Genomic DNA, 25317 nt, shown 5'->3' on the forward strand with positions numbered 1-25317 from the left:
GGACCCGGACGACTCATACCCAACTAACGACGAATCTCCGACTCAGGTCACTAGTCCTCGGTCCCTTCCGGCAGGGAACCCTTCGCCGGGCGGGCGCCCGCCACCGGTCCGCGGACGCGTGCGCGCTGTTCGCGGGCCGCCTGTTCGGGGTGGCGGGCCTTCCAGTACGGGTTGTCGTGCGGCAAGGTCGCGCTGACGCGGCCGTACATGCCGAAGAACATCAGCATCACGCCGACCACGAAGCTGAACAGCACGTTCTGGATCTCGAACGCGAGGAAGTTGAAGTCCGTTTCGAGGAGGGCCATGTTGACGAACCCGCTGAGGATGAAGGCGATGCCGAGCACCATGTTGAGCGTCGAGGCGAAGTTGCCGCCGATCACCATGCCGACGAAGAGCAGCAGTCCGACGCAGATGGACAGCACGCTCAGCGCGCCGTTCGTGTTGAGGCCGAGCACCTCGTCGCCGCCGGTGTCGAAGAATCCGATCTTGTCGATGAGGCCGAGGATGCCGAAGGCGAGCAGCACCAGACCGGTCAGGCCGGCCCCGATCCGATAGACCTTGCTGAGCTTGTGGTCGACGGGCAGGTGCTCGTCGAGGCTGATGCGTCGCCGGGATCCCGGATGAAGTACGTGCGTGGCCATGTCCGCCTCCTGTGGTCGCGGAGGCCGTGCGGGCGTACGCGCGGGAGCGCGTACGTACTTCCAGGATCCGCTCCTACCGCGGCCATGTCACCTGGTGCGCGAGATGCTGCGTCCCTGCGCAGGTCAGGAGGTGGTTCCGAGCGCAGGAGGGGAGATCAGTGCGCCCCGGCCCCCCGCTCCTCACGGATCTGCGCGACGACCCGGGCGACCGTCGCCCGAACCCCCTCCGTTTCCGTCAGGAACAGCCAGTAGTCGGGGTGCCGCCCCTCCAGGCCCGCGATCGCCCGGTCGAGCCGGGCCACGCAGTCGTCCAGGGGCCGGGCGTGCCGGGGTTCGGCCGTGTTCCGCCCAGCCATGGCAAGGCGCTGGGCGTCCCGGATCGCGAACCGGGTCCGCTGGATCTCCTGCTCGGGGTCCTTCGAAACCTCATTGAGCCTGGTCAGACGGTCACCGGCCGCCGAAACCGCCTCATCGGTCGCATTCAGCAGCGCACGCACCGTGCCCAGCAGCGCCGTCGCGTCAGGCCAGCGCTGCTCGTCGCGCGCCTTGCGGGCATCGGCCAGCTTCGTCTCGGCCTGCTGTACGTTCTCGGCGGCCTGCGCGGGCACCGGCTGGAGGTCCTGCCAGCAGTTCGCGGTGAAACGCCGCCGCAGCTCACTGAGCACCGGTTCGACCTGCGTCGTCCGCGTGGTCAGGGCCTGGGCCCGGGTGCGCAGACTCACCAGACGGCGGTCGATCTCGGCCGCCTTCTCCGGCAGCCGCTCCGCCTCGGCCCGTACCGCCTCGCCGTCCCGCGCGACCCGCTCGGCGCGGTGCAGCGTCTCGGCCACGCCATGGTGTCCTGCGCCCTGGTTCAGCTTGGTCAGCTCGGGCCCGAGCACCGCGAGCCGCGCCGCCAGATCGTCCGCCTTGAGGCCGGAGGCCCGTACGGCATCCAGGGCGGTGCTCGCGGCGAGCAGGGTCTGCCGGGCCCGTTCGACGGCGGGCGCGAGCCGGGCGAGCTGGGTCTCCGCTTTGTCGAGCAACGGGCCGAGGCCCTGGGCGAAACGGTCGAGGTCCTGCTTGGCCCGGGTCAGCTCGTTTCTGGCCTGGGTCAGCTGGTCACGGGCGCGGGCCGCCGTGGCGGCCTCCAGGTCGTCGCGGTCGAGGTCATGCGCGTCGACAGCCTGGATATAACGGTGGCTGACCTCGTCGATCCGCCGGCCGAGCGCCGCGAACTCGTCGACGGCGCGGCGGGCGGCGGGCGATCCGTCGACCGCGGTGATCGTCTCTATCGAGATCCGCAGATCGCGCTGGGCCGTGTCGAGCTCGTAGAACGCGGCGGCCGCCCCGTCCTTGGCGGCCTGCGCATCGGCACGCTGGCTCTCGCCGCGCCCGCCGAACCACCGGCGCGTACCGCCCCCGGCGAACGCCGCGGGCAGCACCGCGGCGAGCAGCGGCAACGGCAGCAGTACGAGTGTGAGCGCATCGCGACAGGCACCCGTCGACCCACGGCGACGTGCAACTTGCGTGTACCGCCGCGATGGTGTCGCCGTCACATCCCACTCCCGTGCGCTCATCCGCCTGCCTGGGTGGCCATTCTCCCACCCCTTGGGGACGAACACACGGGTCGTTTGGTTCGCCCTTACGCCCACCGGTACGGGTTTGCGGGGCACCACCCCCGGCAAGGTAGGCTGTCGATCGCTTCGGGCGCGTAGCTCAGGGGTAGAGCGTCGCCCTTACAAGGCGAATGTCGGCGGTTCGAAACCGTCCGCGCCCACCAGCACAAAGACCCCTCGCCGATCATGGCGGGGGGTCTTTGACATCCAGATCTGACATCAACGCTCGCGGTCACTCCCGAGCCGGACGCCGCTTGAGCAGGCGATCCGTGTGGCTGACTGCCTCGCGCTGGGTGTCCTGTACGACGTGCGTGTAGACGTTCATGGTCACTGCGATCTGGCTGTGCCCAAGGATCTCCATCACGCCCCGAGGCGCCACCCCGGCCGCGGTGAGCAGGGTCGCGCAGCCGTGCCGGGCGTCGTGCAGCCGGATCACGCGGAGTCCGGCGTCCTTGGCGACGCGGGTGAAGGAGCGGTAGACGTTCCGCGGCTCGATCGGCCGACCGGTACGGGTCGTGAGCGTCTCGTCCAAGGACCAAGGTTGGTCGGGCATGATGTGGGTTCCTTCCGGTTGTTGAGATCGGGCAGGGGCCGGGCGCCGGGGCGGGCGAGACTTGGCGGTTGAGACCGCCCCGGGGCCGGTCAGCATCGCTTCGTATCCGAGGCCAGGAGCGAGCGCAGGACGATCGCGCACACGGCGATGGACACGCCGGTGACCGCGACGGCGAGCAGCATGGAGACCAGGACGGCGCCGATCACCAGTGCGCCGACCGTTCCGGCCGCGGCGAGAGCGATCAGGGTGCCGGGGCTCATCCCGAGGCGGTCCGGAGCGGTCGCCGGGGCAGCGTACGGGTGGTGGCAGGCGCACGGCGCAGGGGCCGGTGCGTGGTGGACTGTCGGGGTCTGTCCGAGAGTGGTGATGACCGGGATGATCTCGCCGGTCGGGGTTGGGTTGACGGGGCACGTGGGGCTTGAACATGAGCTGGACTCCTTCCAGTTGGTCAGGGGTTGGTGATCTCGCCGCCGGTTTCGGTGCCGGTGTCGATCGCGGGGGCGAGGAAGCTGTCGGCGAGGAGGAAGCCGCCGATCAGGAGGGCGATCACGAGCCAGAGCGGCGGGCGGACGAGCTTGACGCCGATGACTGCGATGCAGGTGATGAAGAACCAGAACGGGACGTCCATGACGGGGCCTCTCCTTTGAGATCAGATGGGTCAGCGGACGCGGCAGCGGTGGCCTTCGGCGGCGACGTTCGCGGCGGCGACGGTGGTGTACTCGCCGGACCAGCCGCAGCGCTCAGCGCCGCAGGCGGCGATGTAGGTCATGTGGCCGTCGCGGTCCTGGCCGGTGCCGATGGTGATCGGGCCGACCTGGCGCAGTTTGCGGAAGATGAAGTGCAGGGGCATAGCGGTGATCTCCTTCGGCATCAGGTGAGTTGGGCCGCGATGGCGGTGGCCATCGGGGCGGGGACACCGAGTTGGATACGCAGGGTGTCGGGGTCGATCGGGGTGCCGGTGCGGGCGCGGTGCGCGTCGGCGACCTTGCGGGCGTGCTCGACCAGCGCGGGCGGAACGTTCACCGCGGGCGCAGCCGGAGGGAGTTCCGGTGCCCGCTCGGGAACGTCGACCGCGGTCTGAGAAGGCATGGCAACGGGCTCAGCGGGGGTGGTGGATTCGGCCGGCACGGCGGTCTCCCGCTCGGGCTCGGGGTCGGTGCCGTGGGCGAGGAGGGTGCCGCCGAGGAAGGCGAGCGCGGGCCATCCAGCGACCAGGAACCGCAGCCAGGCCGGGGCGTGTTCGAGGTCGAGGAAGCCGGCGGTGGCGACGTTCGCACCGAGCGACGCGAACAGCGCGATCAGGAACCAGCACCACGCCAGGCGCGGGGTCCGTCCCTGCCGGAGACGGCGCCAGGCGGCGACGAGCAGCAGGTCGACGGAGACCGGGCAGGCCCAGGCTTTCCAGCCGTGCTGTCCGGCCGCTTCGGCGATGTCGTGTAGGTGCGTGAAGGACAAGGCCCCGGCGATCACGGCCTGAATCAGTAGGGCGTCGAAGCGAAGCGGCCATGATCACTCGCCCCAAAGCAGCTCCAGCCCAAAGTCGCTCCACCGACCTCCGGGTATTGTGGCCCACCTGGACAACTGGGGGCATCGTGGGTTGGAGTCCATACATCTACAAGTTCGTCGGCGGTGGCGAATCCCCCGTCCCGCTGGATCTGCGGCTAGTGCGGGCCGTATTGGAACCACAAGATGTCGGGGACCCTGAGCTGACAGTATGCGAGGACGGGAGCCTCCAGTTTTGGATCAGGGCTTCGGATGGCAGCGAAGCCGAGATGTTCGTCGACGAGCTGGGCATCTCAGTACATCGCCCCCACGCTGGCGGAGTGTGGTCAATCGTCGCGGAATTGGTCTCACGGCTCGGCGCGATTGTCATCGACCCGAGCCGAGTGGGGGTCGTATGTCGCAGAGAGGAGTACGCGGGCCTGCCACCGTCGATGCAAGGTGATGCGGTCATCGTCGAGATGACGGGCGAAGCCCTGGCGGAGGCTCTCGTCGGACCGCAGAACTCCTGACGAGTCGTGCCAGACCCATGCCAGGTCGGGCGGGGAGCCACGGGGAACACGGGGAAGCCGACCGAGGCACAAAGTGATCGTTCGGGCGCTCCATCGCAGGTCAGAAGCCAAATCGGCCCTAGGTCCACTGAACTTCCCAAGCTGATGGTTCGGTTCGGCCTTGTTCCAGGCGCTCAAGCCGTGGACTGCACGCCGCATAAGATCCCCGCATGGACGGCCCCTTGTCTGACGCCGAGTTCGCCCAGCTCCTAGGTCTGCTGCGACGGTACTGCGCGCACGACCTGGATCAGTGGGAGGCCTGGCGAACAGCCACGCCGTACGGGGAGGCCCACATCACGATCAGCAATGGGACGCTGCCAGAGGCAGAGCGCCGCCTCTTCCACGACATCGACCTTGCATTCCGGAGGCTTACGTGGCGGCCGGAGGAGGATCAGGACTCATCCCGTCCTGACACCGACGGCGGCGGATGTCGGTGAGCAACCATGGTCGACAGGGGCGCGGTGACGGTACAGACCCCCAGCCGCACCAGCCCCGGACCCTGTGAGCGATCGAGCTCCTAAAGCGAGTGTCACAGATCATGCGCGAGGCCCCTGAGGTGCTCCGGTCACTCGGAGGACAATGGCGGCATGACGTTGACGATCTGGGTCGATGACTGGAGCCATCGTCAAGACCTGTGGATCACCGATCAGAACCAGTTGATCGTGTCCTTCAGGAAGCGGGCGAACTTCGCGGGGATTGTCGCGTTCGCTCGCCAGGTCTTCTCGGTCTGAACGCTGGTAGTTGTCACTCCGGCCTGCCCGGTCGGGTTCTCCGCCGGTGCCAGGTGGCCGTTGGCGATCAGCATTCCGACGCGGATCAGCGCGATCCCCAGGTGGCGGGCGGCTTCTGGCTGGGACATCAAGGCATCGTCCTCGACACGCTCTGCCTTCAGCGGGAAGTAGCCGCGCTCGCTTCTCCGCCTCGACCGCTCCTGTCGGCGTTCTTGGTCCGTCATGCGGCCGTCGCCGTCGGCCGCCCGGCCAGCAAGCCGCGTTCGAAACGGGCACCGGCGCGGACAAGGGCGACGAGGGGGGGGCGCGTTCACAGCCCGCCATCGCTGTTGGGCGGACTCGACGAGCTTGAACACCATGGCCAGGGCGGCGGTGCGGGAGCCAGCGCCCCGGGTGACCCGGGTGCGCAGACGGACGGTGGCGAACGTGGCTCTTTTGTACTTCTTGCCGCTCTTTACTTGGATTGCGAGCCAGTATCCGGTTCTTTTCCCGTGGTGCGTGAAGTTTACGATCATGTCTTCGCCGTGATCGCTCCCACCGTCAATTTCTTGGACGATGTGGTTGTGGTCTTCAAGGAGCGTTCGAAGGGCATTGACGCCTGCCCGTTCGATGCGACGGCTGGATCGCACTTTTGACAAGGTTCCCCCTCAACTGATCAGCGAACGTCACGATACTGATCGCCACTGACAGGCAGCTAGGGTGCCGCTTCATGCCCGGGACGGGCCCTTGCTGTGCTGCATGGCCGATATGGCCCCCTTGCCTGGGTCTTGTGCACATGGCACACAAGAGATGCGCGGGGTGGCTGGGGGAGGGGAACTCTGCATGTCTGTGCTGGGTGACAACCATGCTGGACCGTCGAACTGGGCCGTGAAGCGGTTTGGGCGGCATGCCGGCAGGCTCGTCGAGGCGATACCGCAGCAGCTGGCCAGGGCTCATGCTCGGGCTCATGCCGTGCACCTCACGGCAGGGCTGAAGAAGCGGAGCCCGTATGGGTTCACCCTGGCTGAGGCCGTGCGTGAGAACTTGGCCGACCTCGCCCGGGAGTTGGGCGAAGCCGTGCGGGATGTGCGCGGGTACGAATACGCAGTCATCGAGGACCACGCGCTCTTCCCCTTCAAGTACGCCAACCGTCCGACGCCGCTCGAGCGCGCCCGGCTGGCTGCTGATGCCTCACCGACGCGTCGTCGGATGCTCCTGAGTCACGGGCCGGAGCCGCAGGAGGGCTTGTTCGACCTTGAGGGGGAGTTCACGAGCGACGAGTACGAGGAACTGCATGAGACCTTCGAGGCGTTGGGGGCGGCCACGAAGCTCGTGTGCTTGTTCTTCACAGCGGACGCCGAGTCCGGGATTCATGCCATCCACTGGGGGCAAGCTCGCCTCGAACCTGACCGCACGTTCGCCTGGCTCCACAGCGAACAGCTGCCATTGGCCGCGCCTCAGATTGAGTAAGCGATCAGCGACTCGCGGCCCTTCGGTCAATCGCGTCCAGGATCAACCCCCACGGAGGCGGTCGGTCCGCGGGTTCTTCGCGCGGCTCGTGGAGAGGCCGGACGTCCGGCCCGTAGTCCAGTTCCACGTCCCCCTTGCGCAGAGCCTCGATGTGCCCATCCCATGCCGGGTGGCGGGCGTGGGCCGCATTGATCCGCGGAAACACGATCACGGGCACGCCGAGGGTACCGACAGCCTCGCTGACCTGAGTCAAGGCCTGGTTGTCCGCGATGCCGAGCGCCAGCTTCGCGACGTAGTTGGCGCTCGCCGGGGCGACGGCCCAGCAGTCGGATCGCGGGTGCGGGCGCGGCTCTGTCGGGAGGCGCGGGGTGTCTCGTACGGACAGGCCGGTCAGCCGCTCCAAGCGGTCGATCTCGTCGCCCTCGCGCAGCCAACGAGCGGCCGTCGGCGTGAGCGTCACGGCGACCTGCCAGCCGCGCGCCATCGCGGGCTCGACGAGCTTCGTGCGCAGGTCCTGCACGCCATCCGTGGCCGTTCCGACGACCCCGAGTACACCGCGGTGCGTCACCACTCCACCCCCGATTGGAAAAGGTCCTGACATCCACAGCTGACACCAACGGCAGGGGACAGTACCAACGTTCGGCGGCCACCGCGGAAGCGCGTACCGCGAGCGCAGACGGCACCCGCGCCACCTCGGGCGAACTTACAAGGCGAATGTCGGCGGTTCGAAACCGTCCGTGCCCACCGATGCGAGCAGGCGAGAGCCCCGGACACCGCAGGTCATGCGGGGGCCGGGGCTCTTTTCGCGGCCGGTTCCCGCCACTGCGGCGGCTCTTGCCATCCGGTTCTTGCCATCCGGTTCGGATGAGGGTCGATGCCGCTGCTGTCAGGTCGCGTCCGAGCCTGGTCGGCCGGAAGGGCGCCACGGCGGAGGCCACGGCAGTTCGTGTCGCATCGGCCCCTCGACGCCGAGGTCGCGCCTGGCCGCCAGCAGAAACTTCTTGTGGGCCTCCCGGAACTCGAGGAAGGCCTCATCCCACGTGGTCGTGCCGGTCGTCGGGATGCCGCGGGCCAGGTACTCGAGGTGCCACAGTGCATGGCTCAGCCTGACCGCGGCAGTATTCGCCTCGACGTCACCCAGGAGCCAGAGGGACTGTGCGAGCGCGGAACGACGGCTTTCCGCACGTGACACTTCCTCCAGAACAGCTTCCGTCGGGGTGAGTGGCCGCGAACCTGTGGCGATGCCACGGCCGATGGCCAACTGAAGGTACTGATTGCTGAGTTCCTTGACCGCGTGGGCATATTCCGCGTAGGCGCCGAGCCGCCGTTCATCCCACCGGACCGACTGCTGGCGCCTCCAGCGGCTGCGCTCGGTCAGCGCCGAAACGGCCACGGACACTCCTGCGCCCACCGCCACGCCGACAAGCGGAAGTATCTGACCCGTGATGCTCATCGAAGCCCCCTTCGGAGTGCACATCCGCTCGGGCGATCAGGCCGAGCGTTCGTCCCACTCCCGGGCCGGGTGGGGGATCAGGGTCGGGTTGACGCGGTTGAGGACCGTTTCGCCGGTGATGAGGACGCGGGCGACGTCGTCGCGGCTCGGGACCTCGTACATGACGTTGAGGAGGACCTCCTCGAGGATGCTGCGGGCTGCCCGTGCGCCCGTGCGGCGCAGCAGTGACTGGTCGGCGATCGCGGCGATCGCCTCGTCGGTGAACTCCAGCTCCACGCCGTCGAGTTGGAAGAGTTTCTGGTACTGCCTGATCAGCGCGTTGCGCGGTTCGGTGAGGATGCGGATCAGGGCCGTGCGGTCCAGGGCGTGCACTGTCGTCGTTAGCGGCAGCCGCCCCACGAACTCGGGGATCAGGCCGTATTCGCGCAGATCCGCCGCCGTCACCTCGGTCAGCGGCTCCGGTGTGTGCAGCGGGGTGGGGCCGAAGCCGATGCCGCGGCGGGCCGAGCGGCGTTCGACGATCTCCTCCAGGCCGGCGAAGGCGCCGCCGACGATGAACAGGACCTGGGTGGTGTCGAGCGGGATGAACTCCTGGCCCGGATGCTTGCGCCCGCCCTGCGGCGGGATGGAGGCCACCGTGCCTTCGAGGATCTTCAGGAGCGCCTGCTGGACGCCCTCGCCGCTGACGTCACGCGTCAGCGAAGGGCCCTCGCTCTTGCGCGCGACCTTGTCGATCTCGTCGATGTAGATGATGCCGCGCTGCGCCCGCTCGACGTCGTAGTCGGCCGCCTGCACCAGCTTGAGCAGGATGTTCTCCACGTCCTCGCCGACATAGCCGGCCTCGGTCAGCGCGGTGGCGTCGGCGATTGCGAACGGTACGTCGAGGATCCGGGCCAGTGTCTGTACGAGGTACGTCTTGCCGCAGCCGGTGGGGCCGACGAGCAGTACGTTGGACTTGCCGAGCTCGATGTCGGAGTCGTCCGAGGCGCCGTTGCGCAGCCGCTTGTAGTGGTTGTGGACTGCGACCGCGAGGGTGCGCTTGGCCTTGTCCTGGCCGATGACGTACCGCGCCAGGTGCTCGAAGATCTCGCGTGGGGTGGGGAGTTCGGCGGGCGCTTGAGCTGCGGCCTCCTCCGTCTCCTCGGCGATGAGTTCGTTGCACAGCCCCACGCACTCGTCGCAGATACAGATTCCGCCCGGGCCTGCGATCAGCCTGCGGACCGACTTCTGGCTCTTCCCGCAGAACGTGCAGGTCAGCAGGGAGCCGCTGTCATCGGCGCGTGCCACTCGGATTCGTCTCCCTCGGCCTACGGACGCGGATGCATCGATATCGATTGTGACGTGGCGGCATCATCTGGATTCGTCCCGTCAGGACCGTAACTTGCCCCGGGCGCCGACGGCAACGCGCCTGGGGGCACGGCCCATGGCCCTCCTCGCGGATGTGACACACCCCCCACGGTTCCTCCCTGGCCCTTTGTGCAACCAGTTGCATAATGAGAACGCAGCCGTCCTGTCGTGACCGAGGAGAGCCCCGGATGAGTGCCTACCCCCACCTCATGACCCCCCTTGACCTGGGATGCGTCACCCTTCCCAACCGGGTCGTGATGGGTTCGATGCACGTCGGCCTCGAGGAGGCCGAGCGGGGCTTCGAGCGCATGGCGGCGTTCTACGCCGAGCGCGCCCGCGGCGGCGCGGGGCTGATCGTCACCGGTGGTATCGCCCCCAACGACGCGGGACGCCCGTACGAGGGCGGAGCGAAGCTCACCACGGAAGAGGAGGCCGAGCAGCACCGCGTCGTCACCGAGGCGGTGCACCGCGAGGGTGGCCGGATCGCGCTGCAGATCCTGCACTTCGGCCGGTACGCGTACCACAAGGACCTCGTCGCGCCGAGCGCGCTGCAGGCACCCATCTCGCCGTTCGTGCCGCACGAGCTGACCGAGGACGAGATCGAGCGGACCATCGAGGACTTCGTGCGCACGGCCGTGCTCGCGAAGAAGGCCGGGTACGACGGCGTCGAGATCATGGGCTCCGAGGGCTACCTCATCAACGAGTTCATCGCCGCGCCGACCAATCAGCGCACCGACCGCTGGGGCGGCTCGTACGAGAACCGGATGCGGCTGCCCGTCGAGATCGTGCGCCGCACCCGCGCCCGCCTCGGCAAGGACTTCCTGATCGTCTACCGGCTCTCCATGCTGGACCTGGTGCCCGGCGGCTCCTCGCTCGACGAGGTCATCGCGCTGGCCCGGCAGATCGAGGCGGCCGGTGCCAACGTCCTCAACACCGGGATCGGCTGGCACGAGGCGCGCATCCCGACGATCGCCACGTCCGTGCCGCGCGGGGCCTTCGCCTGGGTGACGAAGAAGGTGATGGGCGCGGTCGAGATCCCGCTCGTCACCAGCAACCGCATCAACACCCCCGAGGTCGCCGAGCAGTTGCTCGCCGACGGGCACGCCGACCTGGTGTCCCTGGCCCGACCCTTCCTCGCCGACCCCGAGTTCGTGGCGAAGGCCGCGGAGGGCCGCGCCGAGACCATCAACACCTGCATCGGCTGCAACCAGGCCTGCCTCGACCACACCTTCAGCGGCAAGATCACCTCCTGCCTGGTCAACCCGCGCGCCTGCCACGAGACCGAGCTGGTCCTCGGCCCGGTCCGCAAGGCCAAGCACATCGCCGTCGTCGGCGCCGGTCCGGCCGGTCTCGCCTGCGCGGTCTCCGCCGCCGAACGCGGCCACCAGGTCACCCTGTTCGACGCGGCCGAGGAGATCGGCGGGCAGCTGAACATCGCCCGCAAGGTCCCCGGCAAGCAGGAGTTCGACGAGACGATCCGCTACTTCCGCGTCCAGCTGGAGGAGCGCGGCGTGGACGTCAAGCTGGGTGTACGGGTGGAGGCCGGCGACCTCGCCGACGGGCCGTACGACGAGATCGTGATCGCCACCGGTGTCGAGCCGCGCACGCCCGCCATCGAGGGCGTCGACCACCCGCGCGTCCTCAGCTACCTCGACGTCCTTGCCGGTGGCGCCGAGGTGGGGGAGAAGGTGGCGATCGTCGGGGCCGGCGGGATCGGCTTCGATGTCGCGGAGTTCCTCACCGACGACGGCGAGGGCGCGAGCGAGGACGCGGCCGTCTACTTCCGCCAGTGGGGCGTCGACACGGACTACCGCGGCCGCGGCGGTCTCGACGAGCCGCGCCGCCCGCGGCCCCCGCGCCAGGTGCACCTGCTGCAGCGCAAGGCCAGCAAGGTCGGCGCAGGGCTCGGCAAGACCACCGGCTGGATCCACCGCACCGAGCTCAGGCACCGCGGTGTGCAGATGCTCGCGGGCGTCACGTACGACCGTATCGACGACGCCGGGCTGCACATCACCGTCGACGGGGAGAGCTCGGTGCTCGACGTGGACACCGTGGTGCTGTGTGCCGGGCAGGAGCCGCGCCGCGCGCTGTACGACCAGCTGCTCGCGGCCGGTGCGCACGTGCACGTCATCGGCGGCGCCGACGTGGCTGCCGAACTCGACGCCAAGCGGGCCGTCAAGCAGGGCACCGAGCTCGCCGCCGCGCTGTGACCGGCCGCCGTGCCGTGACCACCGGAACAGGCCCCCGCTGATGTCCCTGCCGCACGCGATCCTCACCGCGCTCCTGGAGAAGCCGTCCTCGGGCCTGGAGCTGACCCGCCGTTTCGACAGGTCGATCGGCTACTTCTGGTCGGCCACGCACCAGCAGATCTACCGGGAGCTGGGCCGTCTGGAGAAGTCCGGGCTGATCAGGGCACTGCCCGCGCAGGGGCCTTCGCGCGGCTCGAAGAAGGAGTACGAAGTCCTCGCGGCGGGGCGCGAGGAGCTCACCGCCTGGGTGGCGCGCCCCGAGGACCCGCGGCCCATGCGGGACCCGCTGATGCTGCGGGTGCGGGCCGCGGGTGTGGTGGGGCGCGCGGGCCTGATCGGGGAGCTGCGGCGCCATCTGGAGCTGCACCGGCGCCAGCTCGCGGAGTACGAGGCGATCGAGGCGCGGGACTTCCCCGCGGTATCGGGGGCATCGGTGGACTCGGCGGCATCGGTGGACTCGGCGGCACCGGCGGACTCGCCATCACCGGCGGGCTCGGCGGGCGATCCGCTGCAGCATCTGGTGCTGCGGGGCGGGATCGACCTGGAGACGTTCTGGGTGGCGTGGCTGGAGCGGGCGCTGGGGGAGTTGGATCCGGGGGACGGCACGGAGTGAGAGCCACCAGGCTCTGAGCGCGGGCCGGGCGCCGCGCCTCGCGCACGGCCCCCGGCCACCCACTCACCCCCCGGCCACCCACTCACCCTCCGGCCGCCTCCTCATGCACGTGCTTGAGCAGCATCCGCGCGTCGACCACATCCGGTGCGGCCACTTCCTTCCAGTACCGGTGGCCGCTGACGAACACCGCCAGCTCGCGCTCCCGCTCGCGCAGCTTCTCCACCTCGGCCTGTTCGTCCTCGGTCCAGCCGGGTGAGGCGGGGCGCTCCACCTTGCGCCAGCCGCCGGTGTCGCTGAAGCCGTCCAGCGGCACGACGGACCAGGGGAGCCGCTTCAGGAGCGCCAGCAGCTCCGCCCTGACCTGATGCAGCTCCTCCTGACCTTGCAGTAGGTCACTCGGGAACTCGTGTGTCACAGCCACGCCATAATGCTACGGCTGTTCGATTTTCGAAGGCGAGTAAATAGGGGGAGTTCATCTGTTCGAGTGGTCACGGCCCCAGGACGTTCCGTACCGTACGGGCGACGGAGGGAAGTGATCACCATGACCCGGCTGCGCCTGGGCCCGCTGCTGCGCTACGTCGACGGGACGGCGGCCACGCTTTGGGTGGAGACCGACCGCCCCTGCACGGCCGAGGTGCGCTGCGCCGACGGCACCACCGGCCGCGAGCCCACCTTCCAGGTGGCCGGGCACCACTACGCGCTGGTCCCGGTCGGCGGTCTGACACCCGGCACCGACACCGCGTACGAGGTCTTCCTGGACGGCCGGCAGGTATGGCCGCTGCCCGACTCGCCGTTCCCGCCGTCCACGATCCGCACGCCCTCGGGCGCCGAGGACGAGGAGCTGCGCCTTTCCTTCGGCTCCTGCCGCTGGGCCGCGCCCCCCTCGGGAGAGCACGACCCGGTGGGTCCCGACGCGCTCGACATCCTCGCCGCGGAGCTCGCCGACCGCCCGGACGGTGTGCGCCCGGACGGCGTGCACCCGGACAGCGTGCGCCCGGACGACGTACGCCCCGACGTCCTCGTGCTCCTCGGCGACCAGGTGTACGCGGACATGACGTCCAAGGCCACCAAGAGCTGGCTCGCGGCCCGGCGCGATCTGCGGGAACCGCCGGGCGCGCAGGTCGCGGACTACGAGGAGTACACCCACCTCTATTACGAGTCCTGGCTCGACCCGGAGGTGCGCTGGCTCCTGTCGACCGTGCCCAGCTGCATGATCTTCGACGACCACGACGTGATCGACGACTGGAACACCAGCGCGTCCTGGCTGGCCGAGATGCGGGCCACGCCCTGGTGGAACGAGCGGATCCTCAGCGGCCTGATGTCGTACTGGGTCTACCAGCACCTCGGCAACCTCACCCCCTCCCAGCTCGCGGCCGACAAGCTGTACGCGCAGGTGCGCGCCACGCCCGACGGCACCGACGCCCTGCGCACCTTCGCCGCCGAGGCCGACCGGGACCCGGCGCGGACCCGCTGGAGCTACCGGCGCGACTTCGGCCGCGTACGGCTGCTCATGGTCGACACACGTGCGGCGCGGGTCCTGGAGGAGTCCGAGCGGGAGATGCTGGACGCCGAGGAGGCGGCCTGGCTGCGCGAACAGGCCCTGTGCGAGCCGGAGTCGAGCGATCATCTCCTCATCGGCACTTCGCTGCCCTGGCTGCTGCCGCATCTGATCCACGAGGCCGAGGGCTGGAACGCGGCGCTCGCGCGCGGCGAACGCGGCCCGCGCTGGGCCCGGATCGCGGAGGATCTGCGGCGGCGCAGCGATCTGGAGCACTGGGCGGCGTTCCCGCGCTCTTTCGAGGCGCTCACCGAGCTGATCGCCGAGGCGGGCACGGGCCCGGACGCGCCCGCCACCGTCTGCGTGCTCTCCGGCGACGTCCACCACGCGTACGCGGCCGAACCCAGCTGGCCCGCCGACCGGCGCACCCCGGACGCCCGCATCCTCCAGCTCACCTGCTCGCCGGTGCACAACCGCATCCACCGCTCGGTGAAGTGGGGCTTCCGCTTCGGCTGGAGCAAGGCGGGCCGCGCGCTCGGGCGGCGCTTCGCCCGGCACGGGCGGCTCGGCGGGAGGACGCTCGAATGGCGCCGGACGGGCGGGCCCTGGTTCGGCAACCAGCTGATGACGCTGAGCCTGCGCGGCCGTTCCTCCCGGCTCCGGCTCGACCAGGCGCGGCGCGTACGGGGCGGGGGAGCGCGGCTGGAGACGGTGGAGGACAGGCGGCTCACGTCGTGAGAGCTGATTCCGGCCAGAGCTCGAATGGTGACCTAATGTTGAACTTGCAAGCACATTAAGGGCTGCCTAATCTTGGGGCTCCCCCACGGCCCGGTCCGCACCCGGACCGGATTAAGGAGCCCTGCCATGACTGGACGTCTCGACAGCGCCCAGCCCTACGCCATAGGCCTGTTCCGTATCGTCGTCGGACTGCTCTACGCCTGCCACGGCGCATCGTCCCTCTTCGGTGTGCTCGGCGGCTCGGCGGGCGGCGGCCCGGAGGCCGGTGCCTGGCCGTTCTGGTATGCGGCCGTCATCGAGGTCGTCTGCGGCGGCCTCGTCCTCATCGGCCTGGCCACGCGCCCCGCCGCGCTGATCGCCTCGGGCGCGATGGCCTACGCGTACTTCAAGGTCCACCAGCCCGAGGGCCTCTGGCCGCTGGAGAACGGCGGCGAGTCCGCCGCCCTGTTCTGCTGGGCCTTCCTGCTGCTCGTCTTCACCGGCTCCGGCGCCCTCGGCCTCGACCGCCTCCTCTCGCGCGGCACCCGTGCGCAGTCCGCCGAAGCCGCGCAGTCCGCCGAGGACGGGCAGTCCGCCGAGGACGGGCAGGAGCCGGTCAAGTCTGCGGAAGCGATCCGAACGGCACGCTGAAACAGGCCAACCGCTCGCCCGCACCGCCCTGTTCGCGGTGCAGGACCACCGAAGCGGCCGCGCCCCGGCGGAAGTTCCAGCCGTGGTGTGCGGCCGCTTCGCCGTTCCCGGAGGCGTCGGCGGTGAAGTCGAGCCAGACCTCGTTGTCCGGGTTCACGTATTCCGGGTCCTTCGAGGGCTGCACCGGGTCGACCCGGTGCTGGTAGTGCCCGCCCGCATCCGCAGGGTCCGCGCCGCACGGCTTGCGGTGCACATGTGCGCCGTAACCGTGGCCCGGCTCGAGGCCCTGCACCTTCAGGACGATCCGGGTGCCGTGCGGACTCGTGCGCTGACGCACCTCGATCCGGGAGGCGGCGGGCACCAGCTCCTGGTCGTACGTCAGGGCCGCCGACGGGATCAGCGCTCCGGGCGGCGCGAACCTGGCCGCCGTACGCATCCGGTAGAAGTCCCCCGAGTCCCCCCTGCCTCCGCTGCTCGTCCAGACTGCTTCACTCCCGCCGCCGCCCGACGCGCCGTTGCCGCCCGACGCGCCGTTGCCGCCCATCGTGCCGATGCCCGCCGCACCGCCACCGCCGCCCGTCCCGCTCGCGAGCAACACGGCCGTCAGGCCCGCCACCGCCGCCATCCCTGCCACCATCGCCGGCTCTCCCTCGTCTCGTCGTCTGGACGTCTGGTCGTCGCCTCCGCTTCCTCCGTTCGTACGGGACCGGGGCGCCGCCCGCCGCATCCGGCGCGGCAGGCGGGTGAACGGGGGTGACCGGGCGCCGCACCCCCGTGGATGTTCCGGGAGCCGCCGTGCGTACGCTGTATGGCTGTTGAGCTGTCTCCTGTCCGGACTCTGCGGACGGACACCTCAGCGGCGCCCGAGCGGCGCGGTACTGCCGACCGGGAGGGGGACTCGTGCTGGACAGTGTGGGGGCCCTGACCGGCAGTTCCTGGATCTACGCGATCGTGGCGCTGTCGATCCTCTTCGACGTCTTCCTGCCCGTGCTGCCCAGCGGCTTCCTGGTGATCACCGCGGCCACCGCGGCCGCCGCGGGAACGGGTGTCGCGGCCGGTTCCGCGACCCGTGTCGTCGGTGACGTCCCCGACCTGCTGCTGCTCACCCTGTGCGCGGCGACCGCCTCGGTGCTCGGCGATCTCGCGGCCTACCGGCTCGCCTGGCGCGGCGGGCCGCGCCTGGACCGTGCCCTGGCCCGCTCGCGCCGCCTCGCCACCGCGCAGGAACGTCTCGGCGCCGCGCTCGCACGGGGCGGCGGAGCCCTGGTGATCCTCGCGCGCTTCGCCCCCGCCGGACGGTCCGTGGTGTCCTTCGGCGCGGGCGCGGCACACCGGCGGGTCCGCGAGTTCCTGCCGTGGTCGGCGCTCGCGGGCATCGCATGGGCCACGTACAGCGTCGGCCTGGGCTACTTCGGCGGTCAGCTCCTGGGCGCCAACTGGATCGCCACTGCGGTCTCGGTCGCGGCGCTGTTCGCGGCCGGGGCGGGCGCGGCGTACTGGATGCGACGCCCGGCCCCGGTGGCGGACCCGGCGGGCTGAAGGGGCGCACGGGCTGAACGGGCTGAAGGGGCGCACGGGCTGAACGAGCTGAATGGGCGCACGGGCGGTGCGAGCCCGGCTCCGTGGGCGCGGCGGCCCCGTGTGGCGGCTTCGTCAGCCTGCGATTGCTTTCTGTCCGCGGAAGGGGCTGTCAGCCCGCGAAGCGCAGCTCCATCGAGCCGTCCGCCGCCGCCGTGACCTTCAGCCCGTCGAGATCCATGACGTGCACGGTCGGCTCGTAGCGCGCGGCCCGCGGCCCGATGCCGACCACCCGCATCCCGGCCGCCTTGCCCGCGGCGATCCCCGCCTCCGAGTCCTCGAAGACGATGCAGTCGGCCGGGTCGACGCCGAGCAGCCCGGCTCCCTTGAGGAAGCCCTCGGGGTCCGGCTTGCTGGCCGCGACCGACTCGGCGGTGACGCGGTGGCCGGGCATCGGCAGCCCGGCCGCGTTCATACGGGCGGTGGCGAGGGCCGTGTCGGCCGAGGTGACCAGCGCGTGCGGCAGGTCCGCGAGCGCGGCCAGGAACGCCGGCGCGCCGCCGATCGCCACCACACCCTCGACATCGGCGGTCTCGGCGGCGAGCATCTCGCGGTTCTCCGCGTAGTTCTCCTCCATGGGCCGCTCCGGCAGCAGCACCGCCATCGAGGCGTAGCCCTGGCGGCCGTGCACGACGGTCATGACCTCGTCGAAGTCGAGCCGGTGCTTCTCGGCGAACCGCCGCCAGCAGCGCTCCACCACCGCATCGGAGTTGACGAGCGTGCCGTCCATGTCGAGGAGCAGGGCGCGGGCGGTCAGCACGGTGGGGGCCTCGGTGGCCGTCATCGGCGCTCTCCAGAGCTCGGGACGCGGCCGGATCCGGGCCGCGGGAAACGGTGGCCGGTGCGGCCACCGAAGAAACAGAGCGGCCCCGCCCGCCGGTCGGGGTGCGGGCGGAGGCCACTTTGTTCCTACAGCATACAAACAGCGGGAACGACTCCGCGAACCGGCTGCCGGCCAGGGCCTCAGGCCACGGCCTCGTAGAAACTGAAGCCCGCCAGAGCCAGCATCGCCACCGCCGCGATCTTGGTGATCAGCGCCAGCGGGACCCGCTTGAGCAGCGCCTTCCCGCCGATGATGCCGATCGCCGCGACCGACCAGAGCGCGAGCACCGCGCCGAGGCCGACGGAGAGCGGGTCGTCGTACTTGGCGGCGAGGTTGGCCGTCATGATCTGGGTCAGATCGCCGAACTCGGCGACCAGGATGAGCATGAAACCCGCCCCGGAGACCTTCCAGAACGACTGGTCCTCGGGCTTGCGGATCTCCTCCTCGTCCTCGGACCTCTTCATCAGCAGCATCACGGCGCCCGCGAGGAAGAGGACACCGGTGACGGCCTGGACGAGGCGGTCCGGGAGCAGGGTCAGTACCGAACCGGCCGCGATGGCGAGCGTGACATGCACCGCGAAGGCCGCGGCGACACCGGCGAAGACATACGAGGCGCGGTAACGGGTGCCGAGGACCAGGCCGGCGAGGGCGGTCTTGTCGGGCAGTTCGGCAAGGAAGACGACGCCGAAGACGAGCGCCGTCACGGTCAGGCTGATCAAAATTCCTCAATCGGTCGGGCTGCCCCACCGAGAGCTGCTGCGGACACCTCGGCGCGGCAGCGCTCGGAGGTGTGCCGGGGCACACGGGTGCACTGCTGAGCCGAAGGTCTCGCTGGCGGACCCGGTGCCACGTGAGGCACTCGCAGATCCGCTCCGGGCGCCGGCCCAGCCCGTCACGAGTGACGGCCGGGCAGTATGTCGACGGTCCGGCGAAGAGCTACTCCCCTTCTGCGTCCCCCATCGTACGCGACCCTCGTCCGCACCCGACAGGGACCGAAGTCCCGAGGAGACCCCCACACCCCGCCCCTTCGCGCGACACTGGGGTCATGTGCCGCAGCATCAAGACCCTCCGCCCGCCGGTCCTCGAACACGACGCCACCGAGGACGACATCCGCGCCGCCGCCCTCCAGTACGTACGCAAGGTCTCCGGCTTCCGCGCCCCCGCCGCCCACAACGCCGAGGTCTTCGACCGCGCGGTCGACGCGGTCGCCGATGCCACCCGGGAACTGCTCGACGATCTGGTCGTACGCGGATCGCCGGGCGCGAAGGACAAGGACGCCGCCTGATCCCCGGCCGGGTCCGCACCTACCCGAGACACGAGCAGGGGGCTCCCCGGTCCCACTCCGGGCGGCTGCGCGAAGATGGACCGCATGAGCATCGTGAAGATCAACGCCCTGACCGTGCCGGCCGAGCAGCGCGAGACCCTGGAGAAGCGGTTCGCCGCGCGGGCCGGGGCCGTGGAGAGCTCCGACGGGTTCGAGTGGTTCGAGCTGCTGAAGCCGCTCGAAGGCACCGACCAGTACCTGGTGTACACGCGCTGGCGCAGTGAGGCCGACTTCCAGGCCTGGATGGAGGGGCCGATGAAGGCGGCGCACCAGGGCGGCGGGGGAGGTTCCGAGGGCGGCGAGCGCCCGAAGCCGGCGGCGAGCGGCTCGCAGGTGTGGACCTTCGAGGTCGTGCAGCAGGCCGGCCCGAAGTCCGCCTGAGCCATGCGCGAACCCGACGTCACCGTGGACAGCGTGGATACCGAGGTCACCATCGCCCCGGAGCCGCTCGGCTCCGAGGCGGAGCGGCTGCTCTGGCGCGCGTACTACACCGAGGTCAGCGACCGCTGGTACGTGAAGGAGACGGGGCAGCCGACCCCGCCGGACGAACTGGAGCGGGGGATCGCCGAGGAGGACGGCGAGGGGCTGCGGCCGCCGGACGGCGTGCTGCTCGTGGCCCGGTCCGGGGGCGAGCCCCTGGGCATGGCCGGTGTGCGGCGGCTCGACGCGGAGACCTGCGAGCTGACGCGGGTCTTCCTGCTGCCCGCCGCCCGCGGCAAGGGTGTGGCGGCGGCCCTGATGGGCGCAGTCGAGGAGGCCGCGCGGGAACGGGGCGCGCGCCGCCTCGTGCTCGACACCCGCCTCGACCTGATCGAGGCACGCAGGCTGTACACGAAGCACGGATACGTCGAGATCCCGGCGTACAACTCCGGTCCGTACTCGGAGATCTGGTACGGGAAGGAGCTCCCCGCAAACTGACGCCGCCGCGCCCGGACGCTGCCCGCCCCACGTCTCCCGCGCACCGCTACTGGGGCCTGTCGTCAAATTCCCGCCGGGCAGGCGGGAATTTGACGACAGGCCCTAGGGCGTGACCCGTGCCGCATGATCACGCGGTACGGGGCCGTTGCCCGGGGTCTCCTGGTCGGAGCCGGAGAACTCCAGGCTGAGTTCCTCCACCAGGCGGACCAGGTCCCGCGGGCGTTCCGGGCCCCACCAGTCGCCGAGGAGTTCCGCGAGGGAGTCCTCGCGGGCCTTGCAGAGCCGGGCGGCGGCGGCGCGGCCGGAGGGGGTGAACACCAGGCGCAGGCCCTCGCGCTTGGCGAGCCTGCGTTCCTCCAGCTGGCGGGCCGCGGCCTGGATATGGGCGAGCGACACGGTGGTGTTCTCGGCGAGCACGGCCGGTTCCGTATGGCCGAAGTGCTGGATGCGCAGCAGCATCCAGCTCGCCGCGGGCAGCAGGTCCTCGCCCGCCCGTGCGGTGATCTCCTGGTAGATCCGCTTGCGGCCCTGCCGGGTGCCGAGGACGGACAGCGCCCGGTGCACCTCGTCCTGCGAGGAGCGCTCCACCGGGTTGCTGGCGAGCGTCTCGGTGATCTCCGGTGCGGTCACCGAGCCGCGCAGCTTGTCCTCGCGCAGCAGGAACGACAGCGCGAACGCGAGCAGCGCCACCGGCACCGCGTACAGGAAGACGTCGGTGATCGCGGAGGAGTAGCCGTCCACGGCGATGCGCTGCAGGTCCGGCGGGAGCTGGGCGATGGTGTGCGGATCGGCCTCCAGGTTCTCGACGGTGATCCCCTCGGGCAGGGTCCGGCCCGTCAGGGCGTCGCTGAGTTTGTCGTCGAGCCGGTTGGTGAAGAGCGTGCCGAAGATTGCCACGCCGAAGGAGGCGCCGATCGAGCGGAAGAAGGTCGCGCCGGAGGTGGCGACGCCCAGGTCCTCGTAGCTCACGGCGTTCTGCACGATCAGGACAAGGACCTGCATGACCAGGCCGAGACCGAGGCCGAAGACGAAGAAGTACGCGTTCATCTCCCAGTTGCCGGTGGCCGCCGTCAGCTGGTGCAGCAGGAGCAGTCCGAGCGCGGTGACCGCGGTGCCGGCGATGGGGAAGATCTTCCAGCGGCCGGTGCGCGAGACGATCTGGCCGGATGCGGTCGAGGAAAGCAGCAGGCCGAGCACCATCGGCAGCATGTGCACACCCGACATGGTGGGCGAGACGCCCTTGACGACCTGCAGGAACGTCGGCAGATACGTCATCGCACCGAACATCGCGAAGCCGACGACGAAGCTGATCGCCGCGGACAGCGTGAACGTGCGGATACGGAAGAGACGCAGCGGCAGCACGGGCTCGGGGGCCTTGCGCTCCACCGCCAGGAACCACACGAGCAGCACCGCCCCGAGCACCGCGAGGCCGATGATCTGCGCCGAACCCCAGGCCCAGGTGGTGCCGCCGAGCGAGGCCACCAGGACCAGACAGGTGGCGACCGAGGCGATCAGGAAGGTGCCCAGGTAGTCGATCCGGTGCGGCCGAACGGCGTGCGGGATGTGCAGGGCCGCGGCGATCACCACGAGCGCGACGACACCGATCGGCAGATTGATGTAGAAGACCCAGCGCCAGCTCAGATGGTCCACGAACAGTCCGCCGAGCAGCGGCCCGAGCACGCTCGTCGCACCGAAGACGGCACCGAACAGGCCCTGGTACTTGCCGCGCTCACGCGGCGAGACGATATCGCCGACGATCGCCATCGAGAGCACCATCAGACCGCCGCCGCCCAGGCCCTGCAGGGCGCGGAAGCCGATCAGCTGCGGCATGTCCTGCGCGAGCCCGCACAGCGCCGAGCCGATCAGGAAGATCACGATCGCCAGCTGGAAGAGCTTCTTGCGCCCGTACAGGTCGCCGAGCTTGCCCCACAGCGGGGTCGCGGCCGTCGCGGCCAGCATGTACGCGGTGACCACCCACGACAGGTGCTGCATGCCGCCGAGGTCGCTGACGATCGTCGGCAGCGCGGTCGAGACGATGGTCTGGTCGAGTGCCGCGAGCAGCATGCCGAGCAGCAGCGCCCCGATCGACACCATGACACCGCGCTGCGTCTGCCCGGCACCCGGTTCCGGTGCCGTCGCCGACGTGCCCGCGCCGCTCATGTCCTGGGCCATCGACGCCTCCTCGCGCTCCGCTCCGGGACCCACCGCCGTGCCGCCCCGGGGGCGCACGGCTCTCTCCATCTCCCTCCATCGTGGGCGGCTTGGCCGGTTATGGCCTGTTGAAGAGGGGAATGCGGTGCCGATGAGCCGGGTGGGGCGCTGTGCCCGGTGGGCACGGGTCTGCATAATCGCTGGGAGCTCTGGGGAGAGGGCTCGGTTTCAGGAGGGGACCCGCGAGGTGAGTGGAATGACGTGTCCGCACTGCGGCACGCCCGAGGACGGCGCCGGTGCGCCGCGGTGCGGCTGCGGTCAGCGGGCCGCCGACGCCTCGCGTGCGGAGCGCTCCGCCGGGGCCGCCGAGGCGGAGGGCTTGGCCGGGGTTGCCCAGCCGGAGGGCTTGGCCGGGGCGGAGGGCTTCGAGCCGCTGCGCATACGGCCCTACGTGTCGCTGACGCCCGGTGAACCGGTCCCCGCGCAGCAGCCGGCCGGCGAGGACGCCACGCTCGGGCTGCCCCTCATCCACCACCGGCCGGCCGGAGCGGAGGCGACCGAGCCGCATCCCGCCGATGTGGACCTGTTCGTGCCGCCCGCCGAAGCGGCGGCCGGTGACCACCCGGGCGGGCCGCCGGACGAGGAACAGCTCGTCCACCGCACGCCCGGCTCCGGACGTGCCGCGCGCCGCGCGGAGCGGGACCGGCGGCGCAAGACGCTGCTCACGGTCTGCGGTGCCGCGCTCGCCGTCGTGGCGGTGGCGGGACTCGCGATCGCCTTCTCCTCCTACGGGGACGACGAGCGGCGGGACGAGGCGCTGCCGGACATCGTCTCCAGCGCGCCCGCGCACAGCGCGTCACCCACCCCCGGCGAGAGCGCCTCCGAGTCCGCCTTGCCCTCGGAGTCGGCCTCGCCCACCGAGTCCGCGTCCCCCTCGGCCTCGCCGAGCGAGAAGACGAGCACCTCCGCCCCGACGCCCGGAACGTCCGGAACATCCGGCCCGACGACGCCGAAGACCTCGCAGCCGCAGGACGACGGCGCCCTGCGGCTTGGCGACAGCGGCAGCGATGTACGGCAGATGCAGCGGATGCTGCGTGACCTCCGGGCCTACAAGGGGCAGCCGCACGGGCAGTTCGACGAGGAGACCCGGGACGGGGTGGCGACGTTCCAGGCCTGGGCCGGTATCGAGGACGACCCCAGCGGCGTCTACGGCCCCGCGACGCGCGCCGCGCTGGAAGGAACCGCGGGAAACGGCGGCCGGGGGCAGTAGGCGCGCGGCCCTCCGCAGGGCCGCGCCCTCCGCAGGGCCGCAGCTCGCCGCGCCCGGCTCCGCTCAGCCGCCGCGCCCGGCCCCGGCTCCGCTCAGCCGCCGCGCCCGGCTCCGCTCAGCCGCCGCGCCCGGCTCCGCTCAGCCGCCGCGCCCGGCCCCGGCTCCGCTCAGTCTTCGCCCCGCCGCCGACGCCACTCCCGTACCACCTCGTCGACATCCACCGGCCCCCGCCCGAGCGCCGGACCGGCGGGCGGGCGGCGCAGGAAGGCGGTGACCTTCTCGTTGATCGGTTCGAACAGCGCGCGGATCGCCCGCTCCGAGGGCGCCTCGGCCGCCGCGGCAAGGGCGTCCTCGACCTCCTTGCGCAGGGCGAGCGCCGGGGGCAGGGCACCGGGGAGCTGTTCCTGGTGCATCTTCTTCCGGATCCACCAGAGCTCGTCATACGGCCGTTCGAGGCCGTCCAGCGGCTTGCCGGCGCCCGGCAGCCGGGCGAAGTCACCGCGGTTCTCGGCCTCGCGGATCTGCTTGTCGACAAAGGACTCGAAGCTGACACCAGGGGGTTTACGCTCAGTCATACCTCCAGTTTCGCAAACCGAATACGTGACTTGAAGGAGCGCAGGTGCTCGAGCTCACCATGGCCTCGGTCTCCCAGGAGGACGCGGACGCCACGGCCGGGATGGTCATGGCCGAGTCGGACAGCACGCCGGGGGCGGTGCTGCGCGTCGGCCGCGACCGCACGGCGTGCAAGCTGTCGCCGCCCGACGACTGGTTGTTCGTCTCCCGTACGCACCTGGAGTTCCTCTGTGGACCCGACGCCGTCTGGCGGGTGACCTGGCTGCACGGCTCGCACCCCGATCCGGCCTCCGAGGTCCGCGTCCGCATAGGGGAGCAGCAGCACCCGCTCGCGTACGGCGGCACCATGGTCCTGCCTGGCGGCGGCTCGGGCGAGGTGGTCATCCAGGACCGCGGCAGCAGCCGCAGCGTCAACGTGGGCTTCTACCACGAACGGTGACAGCGGATCAGGTGCGGCCGGTCCGTATCCCGGCCGCCCTGCGTCCCGCTCGGCTTGCGTCCCTCCGCCCGGCCTCGCGCCCGCCCTGCGTCAGACCCGCCCTGCGTCAGACCCGCCCTGCGTCAGACCCGCCTTGCGTCAGACCCGTTCGAGCGGCCGGTGCGGCCCCTGCGGAAGTACGGCCCTGATCGCGTCACCGGGCCGTACCGCACCGCCCGTGCGCACGACGGCCATGATGCCCGCCCTGCGCACGAGCCGCCCCTGACCGTCACGGAACACGACCTGCTTGAGCAGCCCGTCCTGGTAGGCGTCGATCTGCGCGCAGGGATTGCGCAGTCCGGTGACCTCCAGGACGGCCTCCTCGCCGAGGTGCAGGAGGGTGCCCGTGGACAGGCCGAGCAGGTCGATCCCGCGGGTGGTGATGTTCTCGCCGAGCGCGCCGGGCACCACCGCGTGCCCGTTCCCGGCGACCTCCGTGAAGAGCTCCTCGTGGATGAGGTGGACCTGCCGCAGGTTCGGCTGACTCGGGTCCTGCCGGACCCGCGAGCGGTGCTGCACGGTCACCCCCGCGTGCACGTCCCCCTGGACTCCGAGGCCGGCGAGCAGCGTGATGCTCTCGCGGTTCGGCTTGCTGAACGAGTACGTCTCGTTGCGGCTGACCGCGGTCACGGTCCCGTTGATCTCCATCGT

At 70.6% G+C, this 25317-nt stretch carries 30 protein-coding genes, 1 tRNA gene and 3 pseudogenes; 14 read left to right on the forward strand and 20 right to left on the reverse strand.

Features of this window, described 5'->3' with window-relative positions:
- Nucleotides 1-50: 50 nt before the first annotated feature.
- Nucleotides 51-641, reverse strand: coding sequence for a DUF4383 domain-containing protein (locus tag ACLF6P_RS14090; protein WP_415950581.1), 591 nt, complete (start codon nucleotides 639-641; stop codon nucleotides 51-53).
- 155 nt (nucleotides 642-796) lie between these two features.
- Nucleotides 797-2179 (reverse strand): coiled-coil domain-containing protein, encoded by a 1383-nt coding sequence (locus ACLF6P_RS14095; RefSeq protein WP_415950582.1) that lies wholly within the window; start codon nucleotides 2177-2179, stop codon nucleotides 797-799.
- A 149-nt stretch (nucleotides 2180-2328) separates the two neighbouring features.
- Here ACLF6P_RS14095 and ACLF6P_RS14100 point away from each other — a divergent pair.
- Nucleotides 2329-2403, forward strand: a tRNA-Val gene (locus ACLF6P_RS14100).
- Between the two features lie 68 nt (nucleotides 2404-2471).
- Here the strand turns inward: ACLF6P_RS14100 and ACLF6P_RS14105 are convergent.
- The 5 genes and pseudogenes from ACLF6P_RS14105 to ACLF6P_RS14125 all read right to left on the reverse strand — a co-directional run.
- Nucleotides 2472-2756: pseudogene (locus ACLF6P_RS14105) on the reverse strand (tyrosine-type recombinase/integrase); the annotation flags it as partial.
- Nucleotides 2757-2881: 125 nt separating this feature from the next.
- Entirely contained in the window at nucleotides 2882-3052 is a 171-nt protein-coding gene (locus ACLF6P_RS14110) for a hypothetical protein (protein ID WP_415950583.1), read from the reverse strand.
- Between the two features lie 188 nt (nucleotides 3053-3240).
- The gene (locus tag ACLF6P_RS14115) at nucleotides 3241-3420 is read right to left on the reverse strand and encodes a hypothetical protein (RefSeq protein WP_415950584.1); all 180 of its coding nucleotides are present in this window, start codon (nucleotides 3418-3420) and stop codon (nucleotides 3241-3243) included.
- Nucleotides 3421-3450: 30 nt separating this feature from the next.
- Complete coding sequence (locus ACLF6P_RS14120; protein WP_415950585.1) at nucleotides 3451-3642, reverse strand: mobile element transfer protein; 192 nt, start codon at nucleotides 3640-3642, stop codon at nucleotides 3451-3453.
- 20 nt (nucleotides 3643-3662) lie between these two features.
- Complete coding sequence (locus ACLF6P_RS14125) at nucleotides 3663-4247, reverse strand: DUF2637 domain-containing protein (RefSeq protein WP_415950586.1); 585 nt, start codon at nucleotides 4245-4247, stop codon at nucleotides 3663-3665.
- A 317-nt stretch (nucleotides 4248-4564) separates the two neighbouring features.
- Here ACLF6P_RS14125 and ACLF6P_RS14130 point away from each other — a divergent pair, with 317 nt between their 5' ends.
- Nucleotides 4565-4804 carry a hypothetical protein gene (locus ACLF6P_RS14130; protein WP_415950587.1) on the forward strand — a complete coding sequence of 80 codons (240 nt, stop codon included), beginning with the start codon at nucleotides 4565-4567 and terminating at the stop codon, nucleotides 4802-4804.
- Between the two features lie 209 nt (nucleotides 4805-5013).
- The gene (locus ACLF6P_RS14135; RefSeq protein WP_415950588.1) at nucleotides 5014-5280 is read left to right on the forward strand and encodes a hypothetical protein; all 267 of its coding nucleotides are present in this window, start codon (nucleotides 5014-5016) and stop codon (nucleotides 5278-5280) included.
- Between the two features lie 209 nt (nucleotides 5281-5489).
- On the opposite strand, the gene ACLF6P_RS14140 is transcribed toward ACLF6P_RS14135, so the two are convergent.
- The 3 genes and pseudogenes from ACLF6P_RS14140 to ACLF6P_RS14150 all read right to left on the reverse strand — a co-directional run.
- Nucleotides 5490-5702: a DNA-binding protein gene (locus ACLF6P_RS14140; protein WP_415950589.1), complete on the reverse strand. Its 213-nt coding sequence runs from the start codon at nucleotides 5700-5702 to the stop codon at nucleotides 5490-5492.
- Nucleotides 5703-5794: 92 nt separating this feature from the next.
- A pseudogene (locus tag ACLF6P_RS14145) lies at nucleotides 5795-6005 on the reverse strand (IS256 family transposase); the annotation flags it as partial.
- Between the two features lie 12 nt (nucleotides 6006-6017).
- Nucleotides 6018-6203, reverse strand: a pseudogene (locus ACLF6P_RS14150) (DUF4365 domain-containing protein); the annotation flags it as partial.
- Between the two features lie 193 nt (nucleotides 6204-6396).
- Here ACLF6P_RS14150 and ACLF6P_RS14155 point away from each other — a divergent pair.
- Nucleotides 6397-7023, forward strand: a complete 627-nt coding sequence (locus ACLF6P_RS14155) for a hypothetical protein (RefSeq protein ID WP_415950590.1) — start codon at nucleotides 6397-6399, stop codon at nucleotides 7021-7023.
- Nucleotides 7024-7027: 4 nt separating this feature from the next.
- Here ACLF6P_RS14155 and ACLF6P_RS14160 read toward each other — a convergent pair whose 3' ends face one another.
- The 3 genes from ACLF6P_RS14160 to clpX all read right to left on the reverse strand — a co-directional run bounded on the left by ACLF6P_RS14160 (nucleotide 7028) and on the right by clpX (nucleotide 9763).
- A complete protein-coding gene (locus ACLF6P_RS14160) occupies nucleotides 7028-7591 on the reverse strand; it encodes a flavoprotein (RefSeq protein WP_415950591.1) in 564 nt (187 codons plus the stop codon).
- Nucleotides 7592-7909: 318 nt separating this feature from the next.
- Complete coding sequence (locus tag ACLF6P_RS14165; RefSeq protein ID WP_415950592.1) at nucleotides 7910-8476, reverse strand: hypothetical protein; 567 nt, start codon at nucleotides 8474-8476, stop codon at nucleotides 7910-7912.
- 36 nt (nucleotides 8477-8512) lie between these two features.
- Nucleotides 8513-9763, reverse strand: a complete 1251-nt coding sequence (clpX, locus tag ACLF6P_RS14170) for an ATP-dependent Clp protease ATP-binding subunit ClpX (RefSeq protein WP_415950593.1) — start codon at nucleotides 9761-9763, stop codon at nucleotides 8513-8515.
- A gap of 248 nt (nucleotides 9764-10011) precedes the next feature.
- Here clpX and ACLF6P_RS14175 point away from each other — a divergent pair, with 248 nt between their 5' ends.
- Both ACLF6P_RS14175 and ACLF6P_RS14180 read left to right on the forward strand, forming a co-directional pair.
- Nucleotides 10012-12033 carry an FAD-dependent oxidoreductase gene (locus ACLF6P_RS14175; RefSeq protein ID WP_415950594.1) on the forward strand — a complete coding sequence of 674 codons (2022 nt, stop codon included), beginning with the start codon at nucleotides 10012-10014 and terminating at the stop codon, nucleotides 12031-12033.
- A 40-nt stretch (nucleotides 12034-12073) separates the two neighbouring features.
- The gene (locus ACLF6P_RS14180) at nucleotides 12074-12685 is read left to right on the forward strand and encodes a PadR family transcriptional regulator (protein WP_415950595.1); all 612 of its coding nucleotides are present in this window, start codon (nucleotides 12074-12076) and stop codon (nucleotides 12683-12685) included.
- Between the two features lie 82 nt (nucleotides 12686-12767).
- Here the strand turns inward: ACLF6P_RS14180 and ACLF6P_RS14185 are convergent, their stop codons facing one another.
- Entirely contained in the window at nucleotides 12768-13106 is a 339-nt protein-coding gene (locus tag ACLF6P_RS14185) for a hypothetical protein (RefSeq protein ID WP_415950596.1), read from the reverse strand.
- Between the two features lie 120 nt (nucleotides 13107-13226).
- Between ACLF6P_RS14185 and ACLF6P_RS14190 the strand changes: the two genes are divergently transcribed.
- Both ACLF6P_RS14190 and ACLF6P_RS14195 read left to right on the forward strand, forming a co-directional pair.
- A complete protein-coding gene (locus ACLF6P_RS14190; RefSeq protein WP_415950629.1) occupies nucleotides 13227-14921 on the forward strand; it encodes an alkaline phosphatase D family protein in 1695 nt (564 codons plus the stop codon).
- Between the two features lie 126 nt (nucleotides 14922-15047).
- The gene (locus tag ACLF6P_RS14195) at nucleotides 15048-15551 is read left to right on the forward strand and encodes a DoxX family protein (RefSeq protein WP_415950597.1); all 504 of its coding nucleotides are present in this window, start codon (nucleotides 15048-15050) and stop codon (nucleotides 15549-15551) included.
- Here ACLF6P_RS14195 and ACLF6P_RS14200 read toward each other — a convergent pair.
- Entirely contained in the window at nucleotides 15517-16188 is a 672-nt protein-coding gene (locus tag ACLF6P_RS14200) for a superoxide dismutase family protein (RefSeq protein ID WP_415950598.1), read from the reverse strand. The two genes, ACLF6P_RS14195 and ACLF6P_RS14200, sit on opposite strands and share 35 nt — an antisense overlap.
- A 263-nt stretch (nucleotides 16189-16451) precedes the next feature.
- Between ACLF6P_RS14200 and ACLF6P_RS14205 the strand changes: the two genes are divergently transcribed.
- Nucleotides 16452-17090 carry a DedA family protein gene (locus ACLF6P_RS14205; RefSeq protein ID WP_415950599.1) on the forward strand — a complete coding sequence of 213 codons (639 nt, stop codon included), beginning with the start codon at nucleotides 16452-16454 and terminating at the stop codon, nucleotides 17088-17090.
- Between the two features lie 151 nt (nucleotides 17091-17241).
- Here ACLF6P_RS14205 and ACLF6P_RS14210 read toward each other — a convergent pair whose 3' ends face one another.
- Both ACLF6P_RS14210 and ACLF6P_RS14215 read right to left on the reverse strand, forming a co-directional pair.
- Nucleotides 17242-17913, reverse strand: a complete 672-nt coding sequence (locus tag ACLF6P_RS14210) for an HAD-IA family hydrolase (RefSeq protein ID WP_415950600.1) — start codon at nucleotides 17911-17913, stop codon at nucleotides 17242-17244.
- Between the two features lie 179 nt (nucleotides 17914-18092).
- Nucleotides 18093-18671, reverse strand: coding sequence for a TMEM165/GDT1 family protein (locus ACLF6P_RS14215; protein ID WP_415950601.1), 579 nt, complete (start codon nucleotides 18669-18671; stop codon nucleotides 18093-18095).
- A 326-nt stretch (nucleotides 18672-18997) separates the two neighbouring features.
- Here ACLF6P_RS14215 and ACLF6P_RS14220 point away from each other — a divergent pair, with 326 nt between their 5' ends.
- From ACLF6P_RS14220 to ACLF6P_RS14230, 3 genes are all read left to right on the forward strand, one after another.
- Nucleotides 18998-19237: a DUF2277 domain-containing protein gene (locus tag ACLF6P_RS14220; protein ID WP_415950602.1), complete on the forward strand. Its 240-nt coding sequence runs from the start codon at nucleotides 18998-19000 to the stop codon at nucleotides 19235-19237.
- A gap of 84 nt (nucleotides 19238-19321) precedes the next feature.
- Nucleotides 19322-19657 carry an antibiotic biosynthesis monooxygenase family protein gene (locus tag ACLF6P_RS14225; protein ID WP_415950603.1) on the forward strand — a complete coding sequence of 112 codons (336 nt, stop codon included), beginning with the start codon at nucleotides 19322-19324 and terminating at the stop codon, nucleotides 19655-19657.
- A 3-nt stretch (nucleotides 19658-19660) separates the two neighbouring features.
- Nucleotides 19661-20194, forward strand: coding sequence for a GNAT family N-acetyltransferase (locus tag ACLF6P_RS14230; RefSeq protein ID WP_415950604.1), 534 nt, complete (start codon nucleotides 19661-19663; stop codon nucleotides 20192-20194).
- Nucleotides 20195-20296: 102 nt separating this feature from the next.
- Here ACLF6P_RS14230 and ACLF6P_RS14235 read toward each other — a convergent pair whose 3' ends face one another.
- Nucleotides 20297-22366 carry an MDR family MFS transporter gene (locus tag ACLF6P_RS14235; RefSeq protein ID WP_415950630.1) on the reverse strand — a complete coding sequence of 690 codons (2070 nt, stop codon included), beginning with the start codon at nucleotides 22364-22366 and terminating at the stop codon, nucleotides 20297-20299.
- A gap of 235 nt (nucleotides 22367-22601) precedes the next feature.
- Here ACLF6P_RS14235 and ACLF6P_RS14240 point away from each other — a divergent pair, with 235 nt between their 5' ends.
- A complete protein-coding gene (locus tag ACLF6P_RS14240) occupies nucleotides 22602-23615 on the forward strand; it encodes a peptidoglycan-binding domain-containing protein (RefSeq protein WP_415950605.1) in 1014 nt (337 codons plus the stop codon).
- 167 nt (nucleotides 23616-23782) lie between these two features.
- On the opposite strand, the gene ACLF6P_RS14245 is transcribed toward ACLF6P_RS14240, so the two are convergent.
- A complete protein-coding gene (locus tag ACLF6P_RS14245) occupies nucleotides 23783-24190 on the reverse strand; it encodes a DnaJ family domain-containing protein (RefSeq protein ID WP_415950606.1) in 408 nt (135 codons plus the stop codon).
- Nucleotides 24191-24234: 44 nt separating this feature from the next.
- Between ACLF6P_RS14245 and ACLF6P_RS14250 the strand changes: the two genes are divergently transcribed.
- On the forward strand, nucleotides 24235-24627 hold the full coding sequence (locus ACLF6P_RS14250; protein ID WP_415950607.1) for a hypothetical protein: 393 nt from the start codon (nucleotides 24235-24237) through the stop codon (nucleotides 24625-24627).
- A 138-nt stretch (nucleotides 24628-24765) separates the two neighbouring features.
- Here the strand turns inward: ACLF6P_RS14250 and ACLF6P_RS14255 are convergent, their stop codons facing one another.
- Nucleotides 24766-25314: an MOSC domain-containing protein gene (locus ACLF6P_RS14255; RefSeq protein WP_415950608.1), complete on the reverse strand. Its 549-nt coding sequence runs from the start codon at nucleotides 25312-25314 to the stop codon at nucleotides 24766-24768.
- Nucleotides 25315-25317: the final 3 nt, after the last annotated feature.

Source organism: Streptomyces lothianensis, assembly GCF_047779955.1.
Taxonomy (GTDB): Bacteria; Actinomycetota; Actinomycetes; order Streptomycetales; family Streptomycetaceae; genus Streptomyces.

Bases quoted from the DNA above. Each gene is read 5' to 3' on its own strand.
- ACLF6P_RS14090 (WP_415950581.1), bottom strand. From the start codon at position 641: ATGGCCACGCACGTACTTCATCCGGGATCCCGGCGACGCATCAGCCTC.
- ACLF6P_RS14110 (WP_415950583.1), bottom strand. From the start codon at position 3,052: ATGAGCCCCGGCACCCTGATCGCTCTCGCCGCGGCCGGAACGGTCGGC.
- ACLF6P_RS14115 (WP_415950584.1), bottom strand. From the start codon at position 3,420: ATGGACGTCCCGTTCTGGTTCTTCATCACCTGCATCGCAGTCATCGGC.
- ACLF6P_RS14120 (WP_415950585.1), bottom strand. From the start codon at position 3,642: ATGCCCCTGCACTTCATCTTCCGCAAACTGCGCCAGGTCGGCCCGATC.
- ACLF6P_RS14130 (WP_415950587.1), top strand. From the start codon at position 4,565: ATGTTCGTCGACGAGCTGGGCATCTCAGTACATCGCCCCCACGCTGGC.
- ACLF6P_RS14135 (WP_415950588.1), top strand. From the start codon at position 5,014: ATGGACGGCCCCTTGTCTGACGCCGAGTTCGCCCAGCTCCTAGGTCTG.
- ACLF6P_RS14140 (WP_415950589.1), bottom strand. From the start codon at position 5,702: ATGTCCCAGCCAGAAGCCGCCCGCCACCTGGGGATCGCGCTGATCCGC.
- ACLF6P_RS14155 (WP_415950590.1), top strand. From the start codon at position 6,397: ATGTCTGTGCTGGGTGACAACCATGCTGGACCGTCGAACTGGGCCGTG.
- ACLF6P_RS14165 (WP_415950592.1), bottom strand. From the start codon at position 8,476: ATGAGCATCACGGGTCAGATACTTCCGCTTGTCGGCGTGGCGGTGGGC.
- ACLF6P_RS14175 (WP_415950594.1), top strand. From the start codon at position 10,012: ATGAGTGCCTACCCCCACCTCATGACCCCCCTTGACCTGGGATGCGTC.
- ACLF6P_RS14180 (WP_415950595.1), top strand. From the start codon at position 12,074: ATGTCCCTGCCGCACGCGATCCTCACCGCGCTCCTGGAGAAGCCGTCC.
- ACLF6P_RS14190 (WP_415950629.1), top strand. From the start codon at position 13,227: ATGACCCGGCTGCGCCTGGGCCCGCTGCTGCGCTACGTCGACGGGACG.
- ACLF6P_RS14195 (WP_415950597.1), top strand. From the start codon at position 15,048: ATGACTGGACGTCTCGACAGCGCCCAGCCCTACGCCATAGGCCTGTTC.
- ACLF6P_RS14200 (WP_415950598.1), bottom strand. From the start codon at position 16,188: ATGGTGGCAGGGATGGCGGCGGTGGCGGGCCTGACGGCCGTGTTGCTC.
- ACLF6P_RS14210 (WP_415950600.1), bottom strand. From the start codon at position 17,913: ATGACGGCCACCGAGGCCCCCACCGTGCTGACCGCCCGCGCCCTGCTC.
- ACLF6P_RS14220 (WP_415950602.1), top strand. From the start codon at position 18,998: ATGTGCCGCAGCATCAAGACCCTCCGCCCGCCGGTCCTCGAACACGAC.
- ACLF6P_RS14225 (WP_415950603.1), top strand. From the start codon at position 19,322: ATGAGCATCGTGAAGATCAACGCCCTGACCGTGCCGGCCGAGCAGCGC.
- ACLF6P_RS14230 (WP_415950604.1), top strand. From the start codon at position 19,661: ATGCGCGAACCCGACGTCACCGTGGACAGCGTGGATACCGAGGTCACC.
- ACLF6P_RS14235 (WP_415950630.1), bottom strand. From the start codon at position 22,366: ATGGCCCAGGACATGAGCGGCGCGGGCACGTCGGCGACGGCACCGGAA.
- ACLF6P_RS14240 (WP_415950605.1), top strand. From the start codon at position 22,602: ATGACGTGTCCGCACTGCGGCACGCCCGAGGACGGCGCCGGTGCGCCG.
- ACLF6P_RS14245 (WP_415950606.1), bottom strand. From the start codon at position 24,190: ATGACTGAGCGTAAACCCCCTGGTGTCAGCTTCGAGTCCTTTGTCGAC.
- ACLF6P_RS14255 (WP_415950608.1), bottom strand. From the start codon at position 25,314: ATGGAGATCAACGGGACCGTGACCGCGGTCAGCCGCAACGAGACGTAC.